The sequence below is a fragment of the Bacillus sp. TH22 genome (assembly GCF_016651015.1).
Lineage (GTDB): Bacteria > Bacillota > Bacilli > Bacillales > Bacillaceae_G > Bacillus_A > Bacillus_A mycoides.
Window position 1 is genome coordinate 3,381,059 of sequence record NZ_JAEKER010000001.1, and the last position, 20,810, is coordinate 3,401,868.

The window sequence follows — 20,810 nt, forward strand, 5'->3', positions numbered from 1 at the left end:
TGTCAAAACTCCATTTCCTTTTTGTAACATTGATGTAGGATAAGATTCGATTCTGAGTTTAAAAGAGCGAGATTACGTTGTTCTAAATGTTCTTCTTTAAATTGAAACAAAGGAGAAAGAAGAGAAGGTAATGTTCGAGGAGTTGGTATTACATATAATTGCTCAATTTGATCGAGTACATAGGCAGAATTAGCAGCAATATGAAATCCCCAGTCAGTTCCGAAAGAAGGAACGATTGTATGATAACTTTTCACAGTTAATCCAGCATGTTCAATAGTGTTACCGATGCTCCAATATACTAGAGGTGCATCAGCAGGTGAATTAGATTGGCAGACGAACGCACCATCTTCTGTTAAAAACGTAGCTATACGAGCAAAAAGTTCGCTTGTATATAAAGTACTTAATAACTCTGTCGCTGGATCAGGAAAATCAATAATGATTACATCGTATAAAGATGAAGGTGAATTTAGAAATTCTTTTGCATCGCATACGTGCACGTTCACGCGATTATCAAAAAAAGCATTTTTGTTTAAAGATACTATTTCTGGAACATTACGTGCCATATTAATCATTGCCTCGTCTAAATCAACAAGGTCTACGTGTAGCACAGTTTCATATTTCAAAACTTCTCGTAAGGCAAGACCATCGCCACCACCTAATATGAGAACACGTTTTGGATCAATTACTTTTGCCATAATCGGATGTACAAGTGCTTCATGATAAATTTGCTCATCAACGGAGCTGAATTGTAGTTGCTTGTCCAAGTATAAGCGAACATCGTTTACTTGGACTAAATTAATATTTTGATAATTACTCTTTTCTTCAAATAAATTCGTATGTTCACCAGCTTGTATTTCCTTTAGAGAAATTTCATCCCACACATCTAAGCTGTGTGAATCTGTGGGTACTATAATTACATTTTCCGATTGTACTTGCTTATCGTCTTCATCCTCGTCGTGTTTATCTGGTTCGTCGTGTTTGTCAGGTCTGTCTTGTTTATCTTCAGTGTCCTGTCGATCTAGTGTATCCGTGTTGGAATTTAATTCAAAATCTTCTTCTTGTTTATACCATTTATTTTGAACCTGTATTCTATAAATCTTCATTCTATTCTTTTTTCTATGCTTTGGCATTGGAATCCCCTTTCAAAATACTTTATTTTATTCTATTCTATGTAATTTAATAGAGTTTGACTGGACAATAACTAGACGAGTGTTTTGAATAGGTATTTGTTTTGATTTGAGTTGAAATATTATATTTTTTGGTACTATATTTTCGCACTTTTTAAAAAATTAGTGTTTTTTTGTTTTAAATACAACTAGACAACTAAACACTAATCTATTTTCATACAGTTATGTGTTAAAAGCATGTTGTTTTATAACACACTGTGTGTTTTTTAAGGAACACACTAATTGAAAGCGTTAACACACAAAGGGAATGCTCGAAAAAGCGCTGATTTTAGTGGTTTTAAAAAGTTGGCACGCTAATTGCATTAATAAATAGCGTAAAGAAAAATAAATAAAACATAAAATTTTTATACTACACAAGGGGGATTTATAAATGAATATTTTATTATGTTGTTCAGCAGGGATGTCTACAAGTTTACTAGTTACAAAAATGGAAGCGGCTGCAAAAGCTCGTGGTCTAGAAGGTAAGATTTGGGCTGTATCTGGGGATGCAGTAAAAAACAATATCGATCAAGCAGACGTACTATTATTAGGACCACAAGTTCGTTACATGCTTTCTACAATGAAAACGCTTGCCGATGAGAAAAATGTTGGAGTCGATGTTATTAACTCAATGGACTACGGCATGATGAATGGAGAAGCAGTTTTAGATCACGCATTAACACTAAAAAAATAATTAGGGGGGAAGCGAAATGCAAAAGTTTATTGCATTTATGGAGAAGTATATTGTTCCTGTCGCTGGTAAAATCGGATCGCAACGTCACTTAGCTGCGATCCGTGATGGATTTATTGCAGTTATGCCACTTATTTTAGTTGGTGCATTGGCATCACTAATTAATGGTTTTCCGTCTGAAGCTTTCCAAGAGTTCATGAAAGGTTTGTTTGGTGAAACGTGGAAACAAGTTGGCGGTGGAATGTGGACTGGTTCTTTCGCAATTCTAGCACTAATCATAGCATTTACAACAAGTTATAACTTAGCAAAATCTTACGGCGTTGATGGTTTGTCAGCAGGTATTATTTCATTTGGTGCGTTAATTATTCTTACACCAACAACACCGAAAGAAGGCGGATTGAACTTAGCTTGGACAGGGGCACAAGGGCTATTCGTAGCAATTATCGTGGCACTCCTTGTTACTGAGGTATTCCGTTTCTTTGTACAAAGAAACATTACTTTTAAAATGCCTGATGGAGTACCACCAGCAGTTTTAAGATCTTTCGCAGCTATAGTTCCAGCATTTGTTATCTTAACAGTAGTTGCAGGTATTCAATTAGCAGTGAAATTAGCTGGTACAAGTGTTCATGAATTTATCTTTAATACGATTCAATCACCACTGCAAAGTTTAGCAGGGACATTACCAAGTGCAATTGTCATTGTACTCCTTGTTCATCTTCTTTGGTTCTTCGGTTTACATGGGCCAAATATCGTTGGTGGTATTATTGAGCCATTATACTTACCGGCATTAGAGAAAAATATGAAGTTATTCCAAGGTGGTACATCTGCATTTGATGTTCCAAACATTATTACAAAACCATTCTTTGATACTTTTGTATATCTTGGTGGTTCTGGTGCAACATTAGCGTTCTTAGTGGTCGTATTACTTGTAGCAAAAAGTGCACAATTACGCGGTGTATCTCGCTTATCAATTGGACCAGGTGCATTCAATATTAACGAACCAGTAATCTTTGGTACACCAATTATTTTAAATCCAATTTTATTCTTACCGTTTATCATAACACCAATCGTATTAGTAATTACTTCTTATACAGCGATATCTATTGGTTGGGTACCAAAAACAGTTGTGATGATTCCATGGGCAACACCACCAATTATTAGTGGTTATCTTGTAACGGGTGGACATTTCTCAGGTGCAGTTCTACAGTTATTCAACTTTGTAATTGCGATGGTAATCTACTATCCATTCGTTGTATTATCTGACCGTTCTGTTGTTCGTACTGAAAAAGCAGCAGCACAAGGAAATAACAACTCTGTACCTATGTAACATAGTAATTGTTCTCACAGGTAACATTATCTGTGAGAACAATCACCTTTATATCATGTTCAGAAAGATGAGACCCATCTACAAGAACACCAAACTATCATTAATAAAATAATAATTTAATAGAAATGTTCAAACTGAAGGGGTATTTAAATCGGTTGAACCATAATAGAGAGGGCGGTAATTATGATGACTACAGCAGAACAAATTCCATTCCAATTGATTTTAAATAGTGGTAATGCACGAAGCTTTGCAATGGAGGCACTTCAATTCGCCAAACAGGGGAAAATGGCAGAAGCTGATGAAGCGATGGTAAAGGCGAAAGAAGCGATTAATGAAGCGCATCATTTCCAAACAGAGCTCATACAATCAGAAGCAAGAGGGGAAAAAACAGAGATTAGTGTTCTTTTAATTCATGCGCAAGATCATTTAATGAATTCTATTACGGTAAAAGAATTAGCGGCAGAATTTATTGACCTTTATAAAAAGCTAGAAGCGAAAGGGGAATAAAGCATGACTGGAATTAAAATTGCTACAATCGGCGGTGGCTCTAGTTATACACCAGAGTTAATTGAAGGGTTTATTAAACGTTATGACGAGCTTCCTGTTCGTGAAATTTGGTTAGTAGATATTGAGGCAGGAAAAGAGAAGTTAGAAATCGTTGGTGACTTAGCGAAACGTATGGTGAAAAAATCAGGTTTACCAATTGATATTCATTTAACACTTGATCGCCGTGAGGCATTAAAAGGTGCTGACTTCGTAACAACGCAGCTTCGCGTTGGTTTGTTAGAAGCACGTGCAAAAGATGAAGCAATTCCATTAAAATATGATGTAATTGGTCAGGAAACGAATGGTCCTGGTGGTTTGTTCAAAGCGCTGAGAACGATTCCTGTTATTTTAGATATTTGTAAGGACATGGAGGAATTATGTCCAAATGCATGGCTTATTAACTTCGCAAACCCAGCAGGTATGGTAACAGAAGCTGTACTTCGCTACACGAATATTCAACGAGTAGTTGGTCTATGTAACGTTCCAATCGGAATTCGTATGGGTCTTGCAAGATTACTTGAAGTAGATGCAAGCCGGGTACACGTTGATTTCGCTGGTTTAAATCATATGGTATACGGATTAGATGTATACTTGGATGGCGTAAGCGTAATGGATCGCGTATTAGAACTTGTAACAGATCCAGAAAAGCAAATTACGATGGAAAACATTGCTGCGCTTAACTGGGAGCCAGACTTTATTCGCGGTCTTCGTGCAATTCCATGTCCATATCATCGTTACTACTATAAAACACGTGAAATGTTGGAAGAAGAGAAAGCAGCTTCGATTGAAAAAGGTACACGTGCAGAAGTAGTAAAACAATTAGAAGATGATTTATTCGAGCTATATAAAGACCCGAATTTAGATATTAAGCCACCACAATTAGAAAAGCGCGGCGGAGCTTATTATAGTGATGCAGCATGTAGCTTAATTACGTCTATTTACAATAATAAAGGTGATATCCAGCCTGTTAATACACGAAACAACGGAACAATTGCAAGCTTGCCACATGATTCGGCTGTTGAAGTGAACTGTATTATTACGAAAGAAGGTCCAAAACCAATTGCGGTCGGAGATCTTCCAGTACCAGTTCGCGGTTTAGTACAGCAAATTAAATCATTTGAGCGCACAACAATTGAAGCTGCTGTTACAGGGGATTATCATAAGGCGCTGCTTGCTATGACAATTAACCCACTTGTACCATCAGATAAAGTTGCAAAACAAATTTTAGATGAAATGTTGGAAGCACATAAAGAACATCTTCCACAATTCTTTAAGAAGATAGAGAAATAAAAAGCGGCGCTGTTTAGCCCGCTTTTTTTAATTCTAGTAGGAGGTATTGCGATGATTAAACTAATTGTAAATGCAGATGATTTCGGTCTTACGGAAGGTACAAATTACGGAATTATTGATGGACATAAAAACGGGATTGTAAATTCAACGACGATGATGATGAATATGCCAGGGACAGAGCATGCCGTACGCTTAGCGAAAGAGTATAAAACGTTAGGGATAGGAGTTCATCTCGTATTAACGGCAGGAGAACCGCTTCTTAAAGACGTTCTATCACTTGTAAGTAGGGATGGATTGTTTCATAAACAAAGTGTTGTATGGGAAGGAAATATAAATCCAGAAGAGGTAGAAAAAGAATGGACTGCTCAAATTGAGAAGTTTTTATCTTACGGATTAACACCAACTCATTTAGATAGTCATCATCACGTGCATGGATTACCGCTTTTACACGACGTTCTTGAGAGATTAGCAAGTAAATATAATGTTCCAATTCGTCGTTGTGAAGAAGAGCGAGCGGTGCGCCCATTTTCAGATGTGTTTTACAGTGACTTTTACGCTGACGGTGTGAAGGAAGATTACTTTGTGAAGTTAAAGGAAAGAGTGCAGGACGAGCAAACGGTAGAAATTATGGTGCATCCAGCTTATATTGACCCAGAGCTTGTGAAACGTTCTTCTTACGTAATGGATCGCGTGAAAGAGTTGCGTATTTTAAAGGAGAGTGAGCTTCCTGAGGGAATGGAGCTTGTGAAGTTTTAATAGAAAAAACGACGGCTAAATGGGGCCGTCGTTTTTTGTGCTTACAAAATGGATAGAACATATCCACCGAAGGCCCCGATTATAACGATAACCCAAGGTGGTGTTTTCCAAAAAGCGAGTAAGCAAAATAGAAGAGAAGCAAAAACGAAATCTACAGAATTCATAATTGTACTCGTCCAAATTGGATCATAAAAAGCTGCAAGTAAAATGCCGACAACGGCTGCGTTTACTCCAAGTAGTGCACCTTGTATGTAAGATACTCTCCTTACACTGTCCCAAAATGGTAAAACGCCAACAACGAGCAGGAAGGCAGGAAGAAAGATAGCGATCGTTGCAACAACTGCTCCGGCGGTTCCATTTAGCACTGCTCCTATATAAGAAGCGAATGTAAATAGTGGCCCTGGCACTGCTTGTGTTAATCCGTATCCAGCAAGAAATTGTTCTTTTGTCATCATCCCGTTTTGTACAAACTCACTTTCAAGAAGAGGAAGTACGACATGCCCTCCGCCAAATACAAGTGCACCAGAGCGATAGAAGCTGTCAAATAAAGAGATGAAACAAGAGTATGGTCGTAACATCGGTAACAGTATTAATAGTCCGAAGAATAAGACGAGACAAGATATGGCTACCATTTTTGAAATAGGTACGTTTATTTTATGAGCTTGGCTAACTGGCTGACCACGATATAAAAACCAACCGATGAAACCAGATACTATAATGAGAATTACTTGTGTCCAGCTACTTGGCCATAATAGGGCGATTGCGGCAGTTGCAATTGCGATTGTTGCACGGTTTCGGTCTGGTGTTAACTTTTGAGCCATTCCCCATATTGCATGAGCGACAATTGCGACCGCTACAAGTTTCAGTCCGTGAATCCAGCCAGTACTCCCAAGCTCGAATTGGTTAAGAAATGAAGCGAAGAAAACTAAAACGAGCACAGATGGGAGAGTGAATCCGATCCATGAAATAATGGCTCCTAATAATCCGCCGCGTAATAAGCCAACTCCCATACCGACTTGGCTGCTAGCAGGGCCAGGAAGGAATTGACATAGCGCTACTAAGTCCCCGTAACTTCGTTCATCCATCCATTTTCTTTTTTGCACGTATTCATGATGAAAATAACCAAGATGGGCGACGGGACCACCAAATGAAGTAAGTCCTAATTTAAATGATACGAGAAAAATCTCTATTAATGATTGGAAAGAGTAGTTATTATTTTTCAAAATTTCCTCCTAGACTGTTTTTCTAAGTGCATTATACAAGAGGGAGTAAAGCAAAAGAAACGATTTTAATGTAAAGATTGTGTGGATCTTTTCTTCGTAATTAAAATTTGAAAAAGTCATAAATGATTATGTCTAAACCATAAAGTAGTAGAAGTAGTGCTTGGGAAATTTATATGAGGAGAATGCCCGTATGACAACACATTTCTTTGCTAGGCTAACAGGGAAGAGGGAAGTACCTCCTGTAAATACAGAAGCTTACGGTGTAACAGAGCTCATTTTTAGTGAAGATTTAAAGAAGTTGCAATATCGGGTCATATTAAAAAATATAAAAAAAATTACGTCATGCCAAATTCATTTAGGGAAAGCGAATCAAATTGGTCCAGTTGTTTTAAGTTTGTTTGGTCCGTTAGAGCAAGGGATTAGTGTGAATGAAGGAGTCGTTACTGGTGTAGCTAGAGTAGAGGATTTTGAAGGGCCTTTACAGGGGAGAGCATTTGACAGCTTGTTTCAAGAGATAATGCAAGCAAATGTATATGTAAATGTTAATACGAAATCTAATAAAAAGGGAGAAATAAGGGGGAGAATAAGGGAAGTAAAGAAGTAAGCGAAAAGGCTGTCCAAAAAACATTTTGGAACAGCCTTTTCTAATTATATAGAGTGCTACAATATCGCCTAGTTTAATTTTTTACAGGCTGATTTTTAATGAAGAAGTCCATTATATAAAATACTTCGTCATCTGGGATTTGTATTTCAAATGTATTTTCAATAGGTTGCAATGCTTTTTTCACTTTCATATACATCCAGTACTCATCTTGTCTTCGTTTCTCTTTATCAGGATGAGGGAGGAGACTTTCACCTTTTTGAAGACGGTCAACCATGCAGCTCATATGCAAAATCACACCCATTAAACTGTCGGGAGTTAGCTGTAAAGAAATCAATTCTTGAATTGTATTTAATGCATAACGAATTGTTTTAATAAGTAATGCTCCATCGTTACGCTGCATTTGTTGTTCAAGAATATCAGCCATTTTTGCATATGTTTCTTCATACGTAATCAATTCTTGAATTGGTTGAATAGCTGTGTAGTTCACAATGTCTTGGAAATGATATGTTAAGCAAGGTATTTGCATATCGAAATTCGTGACGATACAAATGATATTACGCTCTTTTTTTATGTTCTCGATCATTTTCGTTAAATCTTTTTCATGAACGATGCTAATCGGAATAATTTCAATTAAGTCTTTATCAAAGCGTAAATAGTTCTCTAACATTTTTTGAATTGCTAAAGCACTTCCTTCGCCGGTTAAACAAGCTGTTAAAATCACGGATTTCATTGGCGATAGTGGCTTTTTCTTTTCTTCCTGTACGTTTAAATAGAACGGCGTTAAGTTCTTCACTGTTTCGTATAGTGCATCTAATGAATAGCCAAGCTGAGCTTTTCGAGCTGCTTCTAGTGCGTGTGGTGTACTCGTCATGGAAAGAACACGTACAGGGATTTTGAATTCAGTTTCTAATATATCACCAATATAAGCGAGAGATCCCATATCAACAAGTAAAAGAAGCCCGTTTATATTTTGAAGTGTTTTCATATACACTTTAACACGCTCTAAGAAGTCTTTTGGTGATTCATGCAAGGGCATATCGATACCAGTTACTTCATCAATACCGAGAAGTTCGTTTGCAACGTTTGCCATTTCTGTTGCGATGCCATTACCGTGTGCTAATATTAATACTTTTACTTCTGTTTGTGAGGCAGGAATTGGATCAACAACGAAGAACATTGTTAAAAAGCCAGCTTCATCAATAGGTATTGTTATTTGTAATTCTTCTTCTAATAGCTGAATACATTGCATAGCTACGGAAAAAGCTTCTTTATATTTCGTACGAATTTGATTTAATTGTGGGTGGTGAATTTGTTTCCCGCCCTGTAAACGTTGTAGAGTTGTCTGTACATGTAAACTTAAAGCGAGAAATACTTTTTCATCGAAAGTTTTAGATAAATATTTTTCAGCTAGTTCCGCAATTTTTTCACATACGGAAACGATATTACGATCCACAATTTTAAAAACATTTTCATGACTTGTTTTTTTAGATATTTGGTTAAAGTATTGGACGAAAAAGCTTTGAATATCATTTTCTATTAGTAATTCTAATTCTTCCTCTTCAATGCCGCGTGCTTGAAGTTCTTCATATTTATAATCAATATAATCGTAAATAGAAGAGCGACTTCCTTCGGGTTTTATTGTATGTTTACTCCAACCTTCATCACCTGTAAATACAAATGTTTCATTTGGTATTTGATATAGATGACGGCTCTTTCTTTCAATAAATAATCCTTCTTTCATATACCAAGGTAAATCTGTACTTGAAACACAGACAGAATCACGTTTTTTTGTTACAAAATCAGAATAAGCCTTCGCACAGGCAATTTGTACGTCCGTTTTCAATTGACCGATGTTATTTGGACAATTGTAAAAGACGAAAGCACGCATTGTATTTGGACTAACATGAATCTCTTTCCTTAGACGAATTGCTTCATTTGTGAAAAATAGTTGTAGTAAAGCAAACCGTTCTTTATGTGTTCGCTCACGAAGTGGTGGAAGCGTAACGGTCATCGGAATACGTCTTGTAAATGTTTTTAATAAAAATGAATTTGGTTCTTCGGTTGTTGCAGTAATAATCAACACTCGTGCCTTACGTTCATTTTCCGTTTCTCCAAGGCGGCGGTATACTCCGCGATCAATAAATGTGAAGAGCATCTCTTGTCCTTCTGGAGGAAGGCGATGTACTTCATCTAAGAAGAGGATTCCTTCATGTGCTTTTTCAATTAACCCTTTTTGATCACTGGCACCTGTGTAAGCTCCTTTTTTTATCCCAAATAACTGTCCAAGTAGTAGTTGTGGATTGTTTGCATAATCAGCACAGTTAAAGACGATAAAAGGTGCATCTTTTGGAAGTTGTTCCACTTCAATTGCGTATTCGTGCATTAAAGAAGCAAACATCGATTTTCCGACACCTGTTTCTCCAAGTAGTAAAGTATGCATACCGTTTGGAGGATAGAGAATAGAAGCTTTTGCTTTTTCAATTGCAATTTTTAGGCTTGTATTTTCAATAGCAAATGTATCTAATGAAGTGCCCTTTGTTGAATGCGTTTCCAATGAAGTGTTCGTTTCTATATAAAAACGGACAGGGCGTGTACTCGTTTTTAATAAACGATTATCTTTCACAAGCTTGTTTAAATCGCTACTAACATTTGCACGGTCTAACTGTAGAAGTGTAGCGAGTTCTGATGCTGTTATACCTTCTGTATAATTCCCTTCTTGTATTGCGTTAAAAATGAGATCTATTCGTTTCATTTCTATTCACCTCGAAACTTCATCACTATTTAAAATTCTACACAAAAATGAGAAGTGTGGGAAGAGAAAAATAAAGTGAAACTTTAATCAGTGGGGTTTTTGTTCATTCCCACTGATTATTAGCCTTCACCAATCGGGCGTTAACGCGGGGTAAAACAGCTTTAGTACATAGGCACTAAAGCTGTTACAATCTTGTGTCTTTCCAAAAATTCACTTCGAGATGGGAAGATGGATTGTAGGGAAGTAGTTTATATCCTTGTGAGTGTAAATAATCAATTACTTTTGGGAGTATTTGCACTGTGACACTAGAATCATGCATTAAAATAACCTCTACTTGTTCATCGCTTTGATTTCGTACTCTTTCTAGTATTGCGGAAGGATTATCATAGCTTTTCCAGTCATATGTATCAATTGTCCAATCCCACATTTTATACTGGGCAGATACGAGTGCATCACGGTAATTCTTTTTTAAGTAAGGCATGCTACCGTATGGGACCCGAACGAGATGTGTATTTAAATGTGTAACTTGCTGGACAATGTTTTGGGTTTGCTCCATTTCTGCAATTAAAACAGATGGATCGCCAGTATAAAGACGTTTTACATCATGTGACATACTATGGAGACCGATATAATGTCCATCTTTAATCAATCGCTCCATCGTTTTTTTATAATGTGGCACCTTTCCGCCAATAACGAAGAAAGTTGCTTTTCCGTTCTTCTCTTTTAAAATATTTAAAATTTGTGGTGTGTATTTATTTGGTCCGTCATCAAATGTTAAGTACGCAATTTTTGTTGTAGGAGAGGTAGTTTGAGTACTTTGGTAATCTTTTACTTGAATGTCTGTAGTTGCTTTTGTATTCGATAATGCGTACATAGTAATAGTTAAAAAGAAAATTATACATTGAAGTAATCGCTTGATCATAACATTCACCCTCAGTTTGACAATCAAGATGTAAAAATGAAAATTTGATACTTTTTTCGTTATACGTATATCTTTCTCCAAGAGAGGCACTCTCAAACAATCTATATTTTGGAAATAGGAAATAAGGAATAAAAAACAAAAAAATAGCATCCTCTTCCTTGGAAGAGGATGCTATTTGAATATTTCATAATAGTAAAGGCTATACTACAATTAGTCTTCGCGTTTTTTCACTTTTTTATAGAAGGAAATAATTGGTTTGTAACGTTCGTGTACAAGACCGATTACTTCAGCAATGATTTCTGTAAAGAAGATTAAAATGAAAAGAAGAATAATGGATAACCATAATGTTGCACTACTGAAAATAATTGCATTTACACTAAAGAAAATACCCAATGCGTAAATAATTAGTACCGTTTTACGATGAGAGAATCCCATTGCAAGCAAACGGTGATGTAAATGCGATTTATCAGGTGCTGAAATAGGCTTTTTATTTACGATACGGCGGATAATTGCAAACGTCGTATCAAATATAGGTACACCTAAAATAATGATTGGAACGATAAAACTGAATAACGTTACGCTTTTGTATAATCCAAGTAACGATATAACAGAAATACAGTATCCTAAAAATAGTGCTCCTGTATCTCCCATGAAAATTTTTGCTGGATGGAAGTTGTAGAATAAAAATCCAATTGTACTTGCTAATGTAATCAGTGCTAGAGGTAATATAATAGCTGCTCCAGTACCCCATGGGCTAGTGAAGGCCATATATGCTAGCGTTGCAAGTACGATAGATGAAATCCCTGCGGATAATCCATCTAATCCATCAATTAAGTTGATGGCATTTGTAATACCTACAATCCAAAATACAGTAATTGGATAAGCAAGCCATCCGAGTTCAGTATCTCCGAAAATTGGAATATATAATACTTGCACTAATAATCCACTTTTGACAATCATGATGGCAACTAATAGTTGTCCACCGAATTTTACCCTCGCAGATAGTTCGTACATATCATCTAAAATCCCGATGATAACAATGATGATAGCACCTAAAGTTATCGATAACATTCTTTGTTCGTACAATCCACCGACAACAAATCCTACGGCTACACCGATGAAAATTGCTAACCCGCCAAGACGAGGCATAATTTTTTGGTGTACTTTACGCGCATTTGGCTTGTCTGTTGCTCCTATTTTGAAAGCTAATTTAATAACTAAAGGAGTAACGACGAGTACAGTGATGAAAGATGCCAAAATGGCATAAATCACTTGTGAGTCCATTAATACCCCACCCTTTATAGTTTAACGTAATTTTTCTAATTGTATTTATCTGAAAATTATGATGTTTATTTACAGGCTCATAACATATGGTATCACAAAAAGATTAGAATTCAATCTTTTTTTCTTTTGGCTGTAAAGGGGAGTGAATAGAATATATGACAATTGGATATGGAATGTTGTGTCCTTAGAGAAGGTTGCTCTCATATTGTGGCTTGTAATGTGACATTGTACTTCCCTCTCATATAGCGATGACTTTTGTTTCAGTATTATAAGTGTTGCACGTAAAATTGAGTAAGTTCCGTGTTAAAATGTGGGAATTTACATTTTGTATATATTGCATCATTTAACTTTACAAAATCTTAAAAAATAATAAAAAAACAATTCATATAATAAAGAAGTAAAAGAGTTTTCTCATTTTTAGTGTGAGAGGGGGAAGCACAGGGAGAATTCTGTGTATTCGTATATTTTCTTATGTATATTCCTGTGCGAAAGGAAAATGAAAATTACGATAGTAGGTACCGGATATGTTGGATTGATTACAGGAGTAGGATTGGCGAGATTGGGACATTCAGTCACATGTTTCGATATAAACAGTGGAAAAATTGAACGGATTAAACAAGGCGAGTTACCTATTTATGAATGTGGATTAAATGAATTAATAAATGAAGCATACGAGAATAATCATTTAACTTTTACAGCAAGTAAATCAGCGGCATTTAATGATGTAGAGTTTATATTTATTGCAGTTGGAACGCCATCTTTATTAGATGGAACAGCAGATTTAACGTATATTCGTAGCGCTTGTGATGATATTGGAACATATGTGAATAACGATATTATTGTTGTTACGAAAAGTACGGTTCCTGTAGGGACAAATGATGTAATGAGAGAATGGATTGAGGATAAACTACAAGGTAGACATGAATTATATATTGTATCGAATCCAGAGTTTTTAAGAGAAGGTTCTGGTATTTATGATTTTTTTCAGGGTGATCGTATCGTAATTGGAGCATGTAGTGAAGAAGCTGCAAGGAAAGTAGAGAATTTGTACAGTAAATTAAGCTTACAAACGTATATTACAGATATTCGAAGTGCTGAGATGATTAAATATGCATCTAATGCTTTTTTAGCTACGAAGATTAGTTTTATTAATGAAATTTCTAATATATGTGAGCAAGTGGGTGCAGATATAGTAGATGTAGCTACAGGGATGGGGATGGATAAGAGAATTGGTGCATCTTTTTTAAATGCAGGCATCGGATATGGAGGATCTTGTTTTCCAAAAGATACGAAAGCGCTTGTGCAAATTGCAGGGAATGTTTCTCATGATTTTCGCTTGTTGAAAGCAGTCATTGAAGTGAATAATAAACAACAGTTGTTGTTAGTTGAAAAAGCGAAGAAAATTATAGATATGAAGAAGAAGCAAATTGCGGTTCTTGGTGCAGCATTCAAACCGAATACTGACGATATTAGGGAAGCACCATCTCTTATTATAATAGAAGAATTAATTAATGTAGGTGCGGATGTGGTTGTATATGACCCGCAAGCTATTCAAAATGTAAGAAGTTTATTTGGAAATACGATACGATACGCTGAGTGTATAGATGAATCGATTAGAGAGGCGCATGCAGTTTTTATCGTAACAGAATGGGAATCAATTCGAAATTATCCGCTAGAAAAGTATGCACAGCTTATGAGGGAACCTATTCTATTTGATGGGAGAAATTGTTATACTAATGAGGATGCCGAGAAGCATGGATTAAATTATTACTCAGTTGGGCGAAAAGACGTCTGTAATAGTAATGTTTCTCAGGCGCGTTAAAAAGTGTATTTTCACATGCATATTTTTATATGCGATAATAGAAGTTTTAACTAGTGAAAGAAAAGAGGCAATGAAATGACTGAACGTTTAAAAATAATGACAATTTTCGGGACACGACCAGAAGCAATTAAAATGGCACCTCTTGTATTAGAGTTGCAAAAGCACCCAGAAAAGATTGAATCAATTGTGACTGTAACAGCACAACACCGTCAAATGTTAGATCAAGTATTAAATATCTTTGGAATTACGCCGGATTTCGATTTGAATATCATGAAAGATCGTCAAACGTTAATCGATATTACAACACGTGGTTTAGAAGGTTTAGATAAAGTAATGAAAGAAGCGAAGCCTGATATCGTACTTGTGCATGGTGATACAACGACGACATTTATTGCAAGCTTAGCTGCTTTTTATAATCAAATTCCAGTAGGACATGTTGAAGCAGGACTTCGTACATGGGATAAGTATTCTCCATATCCAGAAGAGATGAATCGCCAACTAACAGGTGTAATGGCGGATCTTCATTTCTCACCTACAACAAAATCAGCAACGAACTTACAAAAAGAAAATAAAGATGAGTCACGCATTTTCGTAACAGGAAATACAGCGATCGATGCACTGAAGACAACTGTAAAAGAAACTTATAGCCATTCGGTGTTAGAGAAACTTGGAAATGATCGTCTTGTACTTATGACAGCACACCGTCGTGAAAATTTAGGAGAACCAATGCGCAATATGTTCCGTGCAATTAAGCGTCTTGTTGATAAGCACGAAGATGTACAAGTTGTATACCCTGTTCATATGAATCCTGTTGTTCGCGAAATAGCGAATGATATTTTAGGCGAGCATAGCCGTATTCATTTAATTGAGCCGTTAGATGTAATTGATTTCCATAACGTTGCAGCTCGTTCATACTTAATGTTAACTGATTCTGGTGGTGTACAAGAGGAAGCACCATCACTAGGTGTGCCAGTCCTTGTCCTTCGTGATACGACGGAACGCCCAGAAGGTATCGAAGCAGGTACGCTGAAATTAGCAGGAACAGATGAAGAGACAATCTTTGGTCTTGCTGATGAGTTGTTATCTGATAAAGAAGCTCATGATAAGATGACGAAAGCATCTAACCCTTACGGCGATGGTCGTGCATCAGAGCGTATTGTAGAAGCGATTTTACAACACTTTAAGAAGTAACAACAATTGCGTGAAATAAAAAGAGCCAAATCTTATACGATTTGGCTCTTTTTTTATTCATGATTCCTCATAATCCACTCTGCATGAGCATTTGTAGAAGGGGGAGGAGGTGGTGTTTTGTTCTCACTCGGCTCCTTCTTTGCTTTTGCGCTGGAGTTAGAATTTGAATCGGAATTTGTATTCTCATTTTTCGTAGTCTCTGTTGGAACTTTTGCTTTTTCTCCTATTTCCTTTTCAATTTCGTTACGTGCAGTCTCTACACTGATTGGATCTGGAAGGAAGTAATAAATACCGCCAATTTTTCTGTCTTCTCCTTCAAGTTTTAACGTTTGTATTGTAGAAGGATCGAATCCAGAGATTTTATTGTAAAGAGCAAGTCCGTCTGAAATAGGAATATCGGTTTTTATATATTTTCCAACTACCTTTGTTAAATCTTTAATTTTAAATACGGTAGAAGCAGAGTTTAGCTTTTGGGCAACAGCAGCCAGTACTTGTCTTTGTCTAGCAGCTCGACCATAATCACCGTTAGGATCTTGCTTTCGCATACGGACGTATGCGAGTGCTTCTTCACCATTTAAGTTCTGTTGACCTTGTTTAAATTGGATTTTTTTATAGTAATCCACGTCAGAGCGTTCCCAGAAATCGAAGGGGACATCAACGGTAATACCGTCAACAGCATCAACGATACCTTTAAATCCTTGGAAATCAATTTTAATATAATGATCAACGGGAACTTTTAAAAACTCTTCGACGGTGTCGATTGCCATTTTTTCTCCACCGTAAGCATGGGCAGCGTTAATTTTGTCTTCTTTATTTTTGCCAACAATCTTAACACGAGAATCGCGTGGGATACTCATAAGTGAAACCTTTTTTGAGTTTGGATTAACTGTCGCGAACATGAGTGAATCTGTTCGGCCGTTTTGACCATCTGTTGCGTAATCCTCAATACCCATAATTAGTATTGTGAAAGGTTTTTTTGTGATTTCCACATCTTCTGCTCGTAATTTAGATTTTTCACGGCTAAATCCACTGTACATCCCCATGAGAGAAGTGTAGGAATTTAACATATAAAGTCCTACGCTACCAAATAAAAATGCGAAAATAAGAAAGAAGAAAAGTTTTCTTCTACGTTTCTTTTTTATTCTGCTATTTTGGAGATGATTATAACGTTCTTCCATATATAATCTCCTTAGTTCATTTGTAGGGAATTAATTCACTACATTAATCTTTAAAGGCGAGACGTTAGCTATTCTTAGACAACGCCTTGTTCTAAGTACAACATATCTCCTTCTTTAATTGTACACTTCCCGTTTGTTAATTCAATCATCCAATCTGTGAATGGTTGTCTTTTGTCCTCTTCTACATACGCATCAAATGTGACATTTTCTAGATAATGTATATCTTTAATAGCATATTCTGAATTGCGTAATTCATTTTCAACTTTGCCAAGTAAAGTGTAATCAATTTCTGTTTGCATAACGCGCATTAGTTTTCGTTCAACAACGCCTACATGGTTAAGACCTTCACTTGTACATTTTCCATATGCGCGAATTAATCCGCCAGCACCAAGTTTAATGCCGCCAAAATAGCGCGTAACGACGACGACAGTATCTTTTAGACCTCGTTTTTTTAATACCTCTAACATAGGCACACCAGCTGTGCCGCTCGGTTCACCGTCATCGTTCGCTTTTTGAATTTGATCTTGTTCGCCGATTAAATATGCGGAACAATTATGTGTTGCATTCCAATGCTGTTTTTTTATTTTTTGTATAAATGTTTGAGCTTCCTCTTCCGTTGTGGCGCGATTCACATAGCAAATGAATCTTGATTTTTGAATCACAATTTCGTGCTCTCCATAGCCTTTTATTGTTAAATATTGTAATAACAATGGTATACGCCCCTATCTTTCAAAATAACTAGTACTTTACATTTTAAAAGCGAGCGTTTTTATATTCAAACATTTTTTACAAATATGTTGAAATTTTTGGTGAGTATTTTATCCCGCATTAACGGGCAACCTCAAAATTCAGCTGGAGCAAAGAAGTTAGGTGGGAGCCCTGCTGCCCGTAAAAGCCCGATTGGTGAAGGCTAATAATCAGTGGGGGATGAACAAAACCCCCACTGATTAAAGTTTCACTTTATCTTTTTGTTGTAATTTGTCGAGCGAGTGATTGTAGTTTCTAGCCGGCATTTTTATGTATGGATGCACCTTTTCTAGTTTTCGTGTAAAATTAGGGGATAAAAATTTTTTATAAGGCAGGTACGAAAATGAAAACAGCTATTGTTACCGATAGTACAGCATATATACCGAAGCATATTCGTGACGAACTCAATATATATATGATTCCATTAAACGTTGTGTTTGGAACGGAATCTTATCAAGAAGAGGCTGAAGTTTCAGCAAATGATTTTTATATAAAGGTACGTGAACAAGAAGAACTTCCGAAAACTTCGCAACCAGCAATTGGAAAGTTTTTAGAGTTATATGAAGAGTTATCTAAAGAATATGATGCAGTTATTAGCATTCACCTTTCCAGTGGAATTAGTGGTACATATCAAACAGCAACGGCAGCTGGACAGATGGTAGATGGTATTGATGTATATACGTACGACTCTGAAATTAGTTGTGAAGTACAAGGGTTTTACGTGCGTGAAGGGGCGAAATTAGTAAGTGAAGGGAAAGCCCCAGAAGAGATTATTGCTCGCTTTGATGAAATGAAGCAAACGATGGATGCTTATTTTGTAGTGGATGATTTACATCATTTACAACGTGGTGGAAGATTAAATAGTGCACAAGCTTTCATTGGTAGTTTGTTACAAGTAAAACCAGTATTATACTTTAGAGATAAAGTAATTATTCCATTCGAAAAAATTCGTACGCGTAAAAAAGCGTTAAAGCGTATCGTTGAAATCTTTGATGAGCAGGCAAATAAAGGTGTGCCTATGGAAGCTGTTATTATTCATGCGAATCGTGAAGAGGAAGCTAATGAATGGAAACAAGAATTAGAAGAGATATACCCTCATGTTACAATTCGTACGAGTTATTTCGGAGCTGTAATTGGGACGCATTTAGGTGAAGGTGCGCTTGGTTTAGGTTGGTATACGAAGTGATAAAGATATAAAAGCTCTCTTACTTGAAGAGGGTTTTTTTACGGGTATTTGACAAGTTAATATTTGGAAATGGTAAAATGTATGTAAAATTAAATAATGAGGAAAGTTTTATTACTTACTTTTTACAAGAAACTATATTATAATAGAAGAGAGGTGAAACATATGGAGCATAATTCTTGTTTATGTCCAAAGTTTGAGTCAGCTTTTACAATGCTTAGTAAGAAATGGACTGGCTTAATTATTAAATCTTTGCTCGAAGAGCCGAAACGTTTCAGAGAAATCGCAGATATTATACCGAATATGAGCGATCGTATGTTGTCAGAACGTTTAAAGGAATTAGAAGGCGAAGGTATTGTAGTTCGTAATGTTTATCCAGAAGTACCAGTTAGAATCGAGTACGGTGTAACTGATAAAGGGAAAGCGTTGGAAAGTGTTATGGATGAGGTCCAAAATTGGGCTGAAAAATGGATGAAGTAACGTTTCTATTTCATTCATATTGGAGTATTTTCAAAACGTAAGGGGTTCCCTTACGTTTTTTTTCAATCCTATAAAAAACGGTGTAAGGCTCCTGAAATTCTACATATATATACAAATTTAGATATACTTTGCTATAGAGATAAATGTAATATTACATTTATTTTACAAAACCGTAACATTAGCAAAAAAACTCCCGAATTATGGTATAAATTTTAATAGGTTATATACGGAAAATGAAAAAAAGAAAGCGGTGTAAAAAATAAAATGAAAAAGCTAAAAATGGCATCTTGCGCATTAGTTGCAGGGTTAATGTTTTCAGGGCTAACACCAAATGTATTTGCAGAAGATAAAATTTCTGACGTGAAATCACAAATTAACACACAAAATGATACTTTACATAAACAACAACAAGAACGTGATGAATTACAAAAACAAATGAATGACTTAAACAAAACAATCCAAGGTTTGGATAAGTCTGTTCAAGAGAACGCTTCAAAACTTGATGAAACAACAAAAAAAGTTTCTGATACTGAGCAATTAATCGAAAATAAAAATAAAGATATTGCAGAACTACAAACAAAGATTGCAAAACGTGAAGAGTTATTAAGAAAACGTTTAGTTGCACTACAAGAACAGCCAAATACGAACATTGTAACAGAAGTTCTTGTAAACTCTAAAAACGTTGCAGATTTAGTTGATCGTTTAGCTTCTGTGTCTAAAATTATGGAATCTGACGAAGATATCATGAAAACACAACAAGAAGATCAAACGAACGTGAAAAAAGATGTTGAGACAGTAAAAGAAAAACAAAAAGAATTAAAAGAAGCACAAGCTCAAATTGAAACTGCTAAGAAAGAACTTGACGTTGAAAAAGAGAAAAAAGCAACAGCAGTAAACGATTTAAGCGGTAAAATGGATACAGTTGTAACTACAATGACAAGTACGGAAGGTCAATTGAAAGAGCTTGAACAACAGGCATTAAAATTACAACAAATCGCTGAAAAAGAAGCGCAAGAAAAAGCTGCACAAGAAGCTGCTGCTCAAAAACAAGCAGAGCAAGCTGCTAAAGAAGCACAAGCTCAACAAGCTGCACCAGCGCAAGCGCCTGCAGAACAAGCTGCTCCAGCAAACAATGCTGGACAAGCTCAAAAAGAAGAGCCTAAAAAAGAGACACCTAAACAAGAAGAGAAAAAGCCAGCACCACCAGCACCACCAACTCCACCAACTCATGGTGTGATTGGTAAAGCACAACAATACTTAGGTTTACCATATGTTTGGGGGAGTGCATCTCCATCAAACGGTGGTTTTGACTGTAGTGGATTCATTTCTTACGTATTTGGTGTAGGTCGTCAAGACGTTGCAGGTTACTGGAACTCAGTTTCTAAAGTAAGTAGCCCACAACCTGGAGATTTAGTATTCTTCCAAGGTACTTATAAAGCAGGTCCATCTCACATCGGTATTTACGTTGGTAACGACCAAATGATTCATGCTGGTGATAAAGGGATTGCTTACTCTAGCTTAAGCAGTAGCTACAACCAAAAACATTTCTTAGGATACGGTAGATTCTAGGATTTATAATTGAATAAAAAACGTGTATAAAGTCGATAGCTTACTATTTTATAAGTAGGTTATCGGCTTTTTTGAGTTT

At 36.2% G+C, this 20,810-nt stretch carries 18 protein-coding genes; 11 read left to right on the forward strand and 7 right to left on the reverse strand.

The features are described 5' to 3' along the window. Positions 1-2: 2 nt before the first annotated feature. Complete coding sequence (locus JFU18_RS17060; protein WP_201034512.1) at positions 3-1,130, reverse strand: polyamine aminopropyltransferase; 1,128 nt, start codon at positions 1,128-1,130, stop codon at positions 3-5. Between the two features lie 427 nt (positions 1,131-1,557). Between JFU18_RS17060 and JFU18_RS17065 the strand changes: the two genes are divergently transcribed. From JFU18_RS17065 to chbG, 5 genes are all read left to right on the forward strand, one after another. Continuing rightward, positions 1,558-1,860, forward strand: coding sequence for a PTS sugar transporter subunit IIB (locus JFU18_RS17065; protein ID WP_201034511.1), 303 nt, complete (start codon positions 1,558-1,560; stop codon positions 1,858-1,860). 16 nt (positions 1,861-1,876) lie between these two features. Further along, on the forward strand, positions 1,877-3,184 hold the full coding sequence (gene celB / locus JFU18_RS17070; RefSeq protein WP_002034742.1) for a PTS cellobiose transporter subunit IIC: 1,308 nt from the start codon (positions 1,877-1,879) through the stop codon (positions 3,182-3,184). Positions 3,185-3,367: 183 nt separating this feature from the next. After that, complete coding sequence (locus tag JFU18_RS17075) at positions 3,368-3,691, forward strand: PTS lactose/cellobiose transporter subunit IIA (protein WP_000989054.1); 324 nt, start codon at positions 3,368-3,370, stop codon at positions 3,689-3,691. Between the two features lie 3 nt (positions 3,692-3,694). Then, positions 3,695-5,020, forward strand: coding sequence for a 6-phospho-beta-glucosidase (celF, locus tag JFU18_RS17080; RefSeq protein WP_002129947.1), 1,326 nt, complete (start codon positions 3,695-3,697; stop codon positions 5,018-5,020). A gap of 51 nt (positions 5,021-5,071) precedes the next feature. Then, entirely contained in the window at positions 5,072-5,776 is a 705-nt protein-coding gene (chbG, locus tag JFU18_RS17085; protein WP_201034510.1) for a chitin disaccharide deacetylase, read from the forward strand. A gap of 41 nt (positions 5,777-5,817) precedes the next feature. On the opposite strand, the gene JFU18_RS17090 is transcribed toward chbG, so the two are convergent. After that, positions 5,818-6,999 carry a chromate transporter gene (locus JFU18_RS17090; protein ID WP_201034509.1) on the reverse strand — a complete coding sequence of 394 codons (1,182 nt, stop codon included), beginning with the start codon at positions 6,997-6,999 and terminating at the stop codon, positions 5,818-5,820. A 190-nt stretch (positions 7,000-7,189) separates the two neighbouring features. On the opposite strand from JFU18_RS17090, the gene exsM reads away from it, so the two are divergent. Further along, positions 7,190-7,603, forward strand: a complete 414-nt coding sequence (gene exsM, locus JFU18_RS17095; RefSeq protein WP_050000995.1) for an exosporium regulatory protein ExsM — start codon at positions 7,190-7,192, stop codon at positions 7,601-7,603. Positions 7,604-7,676: 73 nt separating this feature from the next. Here exsM and JFU18_RS17100 read toward each other — a convergent pair whose 3' ends face one another. From JFU18_RS17100 to JFU18_RS17110, 3 genes are all read right to left on the reverse strand, one after another. Beyond that, positions 7,677-10,355, reverse strand: coding sequence for a sigma-54-dependent transcriptional regulator (locus tag JFU18_RS17100; protein WP_201034508.1), 2,679 nt, complete (start codon positions 10,353-10,355; stop codon positions 7,677-7,679). A gap of 184 nt (positions 10,356-10,539) precedes the next feature. Further along, complete coding sequence (locus tag JFU18_RS17105) at positions 10,540-11,277, reverse strand: polysaccharide deacetylase family protein (RefSeq protein WP_201034507.1); 738 nt, start codon at positions 11,275-11,277, stop codon at positions 10,540-10,542. 210 nt (positions 11,278-11,487) lie between these two features. Next, positions 11,488-12,561, reverse strand: coding sequence for a glycosyltransferase family 4 protein (locus tag JFU18_RS17110; RefSeq protein ID WP_012261991.1), 1,074 nt, complete (start codon positions 12,559-12,561; stop codon positions 11,488-11,490). Positions 12,562-13,012: 451 nt separating this feature from the next. Here JFU18_RS17110 and JFU18_RS17115 point away from each other — a divergent pair, with 451 nt between their 5' ends. Both JFU18_RS17115 and wecB read left to right on the forward strand, forming a co-directional pair. Then, complete coding sequence (locus tag JFU18_RS17115; RefSeq protein WP_201034506.1) at positions 13,013-14,383, forward strand: UDP-glucose dehydrogenase family protein; 1,371 nt, start codon at positions 13,013-13,015, stop codon at positions 14,381-14,383. 75 nt (positions 14,384-14,458) lie between these two features. After that, on the forward strand, positions 14,459-15,574 hold the full coding sequence (gene wecB, locus JFU18_RS17120; protein WP_201034505.1) for a non-hydrolyzing UDP-N-acetylglucosamine 2-epimerase: 1,116 nt from the start codon (positions 14,459-14,461) through the stop codon (positions 15,572-15,574). Between the two features lie 53 nt (positions 15,575-15,627). Here wecB and JFU18_RS17125 read toward each other — a convergent pair whose 3' ends face one another. Together JFU18_RS17125 and JFU18_RS17130 are read right to left on the reverse strand one after the other, a co-directional pair. Beyond that, the gene (locus tag JFU18_RS17125; RefSeq protein WP_098635154.1) at positions 15,628-16,752 is read right to left on the reverse strand and encodes an LCP family protein; all 1,125 of its coding nucleotides are present in this window, start codon (positions 16,750-16,752) and stop codon (positions 15,628-15,630) included. Between the two features lie 74 nt (positions 16,753-16,826). Next, complete coding sequence (locus tag JFU18_RS17130; RefSeq protein WP_002143754.1) at positions 16,827-17,462, reverse strand: YigZ family protein; 636 nt, start codon at positions 17,460-17,462, stop codon at positions 16,827-16,829. Positions 17,463-17,842: 380 nt separating this feature from the next. Between JFU18_RS17130 and JFU18_RS17135 the strand changes: the two genes are divergently transcribed. From JFU18_RS17135 to JFU18_RS17145, 3 genes are all read left to right on the forward strand, one after another. After that, a complete protein-coding gene (locus JFU18_RS17135; protein ID WP_002016143.1) occupies positions 17,843-18,685 on the forward strand; it encodes a DegV family protein in 843 nt (280 codons plus the stop codon). 162 nt (positions 18,686-18,847) lie between these two features. Continuing rightward, positions 18,848-19,162, forward strand: coding sequence for a winged helix-turn-helix transcriptional regulator (locus JFU18_RS17140; protein ID WP_002089608.1), 315 nt, complete (start codon positions 18,848-18,850; stop codon positions 19,160-19,162). A gap of 264 nt (positions 19,163-19,426) precedes the next feature. After that, positions 19,427-20,731 (forward strand): C40 family peptidase, encoded by a 1,305-nt coding sequence (locus tag JFU18_RS17145; protein ID WP_201034504.1) that lies wholly within the window; start codon positions 19,427-19,429, stop codon positions 20,729-20,731. The last annotated feature ends 79 nt before the right edge of the window (positions 20,732-20,810 follow it).

Bases quoted from the DNA above. Each gene is read 5' to 3' on its own strand.
- JFU18_RS17060 (WP_201034512.1), bottom strand. From the start codon at position 1,130: ATGCCAAAGCATAGAAAAAAGAATAGAATGAAGATTTATAGAATACAG.
- JFU18_RS17065 (WP_201034511.1), top strand. From the start codon at position 1,558: ATGAATATTTTATTATGTTGTTCAGCAGGGATGTCTACAAGTTTACTA.
- celB (WP_002034742.1), top strand. From the start codon at position 1,877: ATGCAAAAGTTTATTGCATTTATGGAGAAGTATATTGTTCCTGTCGCT.
- JFU18_RS17075 (WP_000989054.1), top strand. From the start codon at position 3,368: ATGATGACTACAGCAGAACAAATTCCATTCCAATTGATTTTAAATAGT.
- celF (WP_002129947.1), top strand. From the start codon at position 3,695: ATGACTGGAATTAAAATTGCTACAATCGGCGGTGGCTCTAGTTATACA.
- chbG (WP_201034510.1), top strand. From the start codon at position 5,072: ATGATTAAACTAATTGTAAATGCAGATGATTTCGGTCTTACGGAAGGT.
- exsM (WP_050000995.1), top strand. From the start codon at position 7,190: ATGACAACACATTTCTTTGCTAGGCTAACAGGGAAGAGGGAAGTACCT.
- JFU18_RS17100 (WP_201034508.1), bottom strand. From the start codon at position 10,355: ATGAAACGAATAGATCTCATTTTTAACGCAATACAAGAAGGGAATTAT.
- JFU18_RS17105 (WP_201034507.1), bottom strand. From the start codon at position 11,277: ATGATCAAGCGATTACTTCAATGTATAATTTTCTTTTTAACTATTACT.
- JFU18_RS17110 (WP_012261991.1), bottom strand. From the start codon at position 12,561: ATGGACTCACAAGTGATTTATGCCATTTTGGCATCTTTCATCACTGTA.
- wecB (WP_201034505.1), top strand. From the start codon at position 14,459: ATGACTGAACGTTTAAAAATAATGACAATTTTCGGGACACGACCAGAA.
- JFU18_RS17125 (WP_098635154.1), bottom strand. From the start codon at position 16,752: ATGGAAGAACGTTATAATCATCTCCAAAATAGCAGAATAAAAAAGAAA.
- JFU18_RS17135 (WP_002016143.1), top strand. From the start codon at position 17,843: ATGAAAACAGCTATTGTTACCGATAGTACAGCATATATACCGAAGCAT.
- JFU18_RS17140 (WP_002089608.1), top strand. From the start codon at position 18,848: ATGGAGCATAATTCTTGTTTATGTCCAAAGTTTGAGTCAGCTTTTACA.
- JFU18_RS17145 (WP_201034504.1), top strand. From the start codon at position 19,427: ATGAAAAAGCTAAAAATGGCATCTTGCGCATTAGTTGCAGGGTTAATG.